Genomic DNA, 3,117 nt, shown 5'->3' on the forward strand with positions numbered 1-3,117 from the left:
AGTTACATCTTGGATTTGGAGGTTTAATAAATGAATAAATATTGGTGGAAAGAAGCTGTTTGTTATCAAATCTATCCCCGTAGTTTTATGGACAGCAATGGTGATGGAATTGGAGATATACAAGGTATTATTACAAAACTAGACTACTTAAAAGAATTTGGTGTAGATGTGCTGTGGATATGTCCATTCTTCAAATCACCAAATGCGGATAATGGTTATGATATTAGTGATTATCAAGATATCATGGAAGAGTTTGGAACCATGGAAGATTTCGAACTTTTACTAAAAGAATCTCATAAACGTGGCATGAAAGTTATTCTAGATTTAGTTATCAATCACTCAAGTGATGAGCATCCTTGGTTCATCGAATCACGTTCTTCTAAAGATAATCCAAAGAGAGATTGGTATATTTGGAAAGACGGAGTAAATGGAAAAGAACCGAATAACTGGGAAAGTATTTTCTCAGGAAGTGCTTGGGACTTTGATGAGAAAACGCAACAATACTACTTGCATCTCTTCCATCAAAAACAGCCAGATTTAAACTGGGAAAATCCAGAAGTTCGTCATGCGCTTTATGACATGGTGAACTGGTGGCTCGATAAAGGAATAGATGGATTCCGTGTTGACGCGATTTCACATATCAAGAAATACCCTGGCATGCCAGACTTACCTAATCCAGATAATCTAGATTTTGTCCCGTCATTTGATATGCATATGAACCAAGAGGGCATACATGAATTTTTGAAAGAATTAAAGGAAGAGACGTTTGATAAGTACGACATTATGACGGTCGGAGAAGCAAACGGTGTGAAAATCCATCAGGCAGATGACTGGGTTGGAGAACAAAATGGCAAGTTCGATATGGTTTTCCAATTTGAACACCTTGGATTATGGGGGAAAGGGGCAGATGATTCAGTTGATGTAGTCGGTTTGAAACAAACATTATCGAAATGGCAAACTGAATTACATGGAAACGGCTGGAACGCTTTGTTCTTTGAAAATCATGACCAACCTCGTAGTGTTTCCACTTGGGGGAACGATGAAGAATTTTGGATGGAAAGCGCGAAAATGTTAGGGGCTTGCTACTTCCTTATGCAGGGAACGCCATTCATCTATCAAGGTCAAGAAATTGGGATGACCAATGTTCAATTTGACTCTATTGAAGATTATGATGATGTTGGAATGAAAAATTATTATCGTATCGAAACGGCTAAAGGTCGATCTCATCAAGAAATGATGGAGATTATTTGGAAAAGCGGACGTGACAATTCCCGTACTCCTATGCAATGGAATCATCAACAAAATGCAGGTTTCACAGATGGCAATCCATGGATGAAAGTCAATGTGAATCATCAACATATTAACGTAGAGACTCAAATGAAAGACCCGCAATCTATTTATTCATTTTATAAAGACATGATTTCTTTGCGCAAGGAGCATCAAGTCTTTGTTTATGGAGGTTACACATTACTGCTCGAGGATCATCCTGCTGTATACGCTTATAAACGGAGCTACCAAGATTCTTCTGCAATCGTGATTTGTAACTTTGGTGATCAACCACAAAGCATCACATTAGCAGATTTGCCTGCAGGAAATGGAAAGCTTATGTTAAGCAATTATGATTCAGCAGATCGTGTGCTTGCAGAAACAGTTTCGCTTAAACCATATGAAACTAGAGTATACTTATTCTAGAGTAATCGAGAGTGCAAATTAAGTATTTGCACTCTTGTTCATGTGAAAAGATATGGAATTTTTATATACTTAATATGATTGTTCGTTTATTAACATTCCGCCAGATTAACATGAAGATTTTATCAGGATTTATTAGAGGAGGGTGAGCTTTGGCCATTACAATTAAAGACGTTGCAAAACTGTCAAATGTCGCCCCATCTACCGTATCTAGAGTCATAGCGAATAGCCCTCGAATTAGCGAAAAAACAAAAATTAAAGTAAGAGCTGCGATGGATGAACTCGGGTATCATCCGAATTTCATTGCACGAAGTTTGGCTAATCAATCTACAAGAGTTATCGGATTGGTGCTACCAAACTCAACTGATGTGTTTTTCCAAAATCCATTTTTCCCTACAGTATTAAGGGGACTAAGTGACGGTGCAAATGAACGTCAATATGCCCTCCAAATTAGCACAGGTAAAACGGATGAAGAAATTTATGAAGGCGTTATCCAAATGGTTCAAGGTGGTCGAGTAGATGGAGTTATTTTGCTTTATTCTCGTATCGAAGACAAAGTATTAAATTACTTAAAAGAAAGAAAATTTCCTTTTGTCGTAATTGGTAAACCGTTTAAAGACGTAGAAACAATTACATACGTGGATAACGATAATTATTTAGCCTCGAAAGAAGCAACTAACTATTTATTGGGTCTAGGACATAAACAAATCGGCTTTATTGGTGGAGACTTAAATTTTGTAGTGACCATCGAGCGGTTACTCGGATTTGAAAAAGCTTTACGTGAAGCGGGTATCCAAAGTGAAGACGATTACATCATTCATAGTGAGTTTCTGCGTGAAGGTGGTCAAGAAGCAATTAGGAAACTCATAAACTTGAAAAACCCACCTACTGCATTAGTGGTAGCTGATGATTTAATGGCACTAGGTGTCTTGAATACGTTAATTGAAATGAATATATCTGTACCAGAGGATATTTCAATCCTGAGTTTTAACAATGTGCTATTTTCAGAACTGTCCCATCCACCATTAACCTCGGTCGATATTAATATTTTTGAGCTCGGTTTCCAAGCTTCGAAAAAATTGATTCAACTTTTGGAAAATCCAAATGAGCCTGTGAAGCGTATGATTGTACCTCACCAATTAGTAAAACGTTTCTCTTGTTCAGAAAATAAATAACCACACTTGTACAATGAAATACTCGTCCTCGCTAAATTTCATGTTTCAAAACTAGCGTAGCGATAGCGATTTTTTTATAAGCTAAGATGTATCTTCCTGTTGATATTTTATAAGTTAGATGATTGTAGTGGAAGGCGGCGACTCCTGCGGGAGAAGCGTGTCCAGGTGAGACCCCGCAGACGCTTGCGTCGAGGAGGCTCACGGACCGCCCGCGGAAAGCGTCCGCCTGTAACGGAAATCAGCAGAGCCATTT

General features: G+C 38.1%; 2 protein-coding genes. Both read left to right on the forward strand.

Annotated elements, in window-relative coordinates:
* Window positions 1–30: 30 nt before the first annotated feature.
* A complete protein-coding gene (locus tag WBG45_RS16245) occupies window positions 31–1,692 on the forward strand; it encodes a glycoside hydrolase family 13 protein (RefSeq protein WP_424416127.1) in 1,662 nt (553 codons plus the stop codon).
* A gap of 149 nt (window positions 1,693–1,841) precedes the next feature.
* The gene (locus WBG45_RS16250; RefSeq protein ID WP_424416128.1) at window positions 1,842–2,864 is read left to right on the forward strand and encodes a LacI family DNA-binding transcriptional regulator; all 1,023 of its coding nucleotides are present in this window, start codon (window positions 1,842–1,844) and stop codon (window positions 2,862–2,864) included.
* Window positions 2,865–3,117: the final 253 nt, after the last annotated feature.

Origin of the sequence: Paenisporosarcina sp. (assembly GCF_049671445.1) — a bacterium.
GTDB lineage: Bacteria > Bacillota > Bacilli > Bacillales_A > Planococcaceae > Paenisporosarcina.

Bases quoted from the DNA above. Each gene is read 5' to 3' on its own strand.
- WBG45_RS16245 (WP_424416127.1), top strand. From the start codon at position 31: ATGAATAAATATTGGTGGAAAGAAGCTGTTTGTTATCAAATCTATCCC.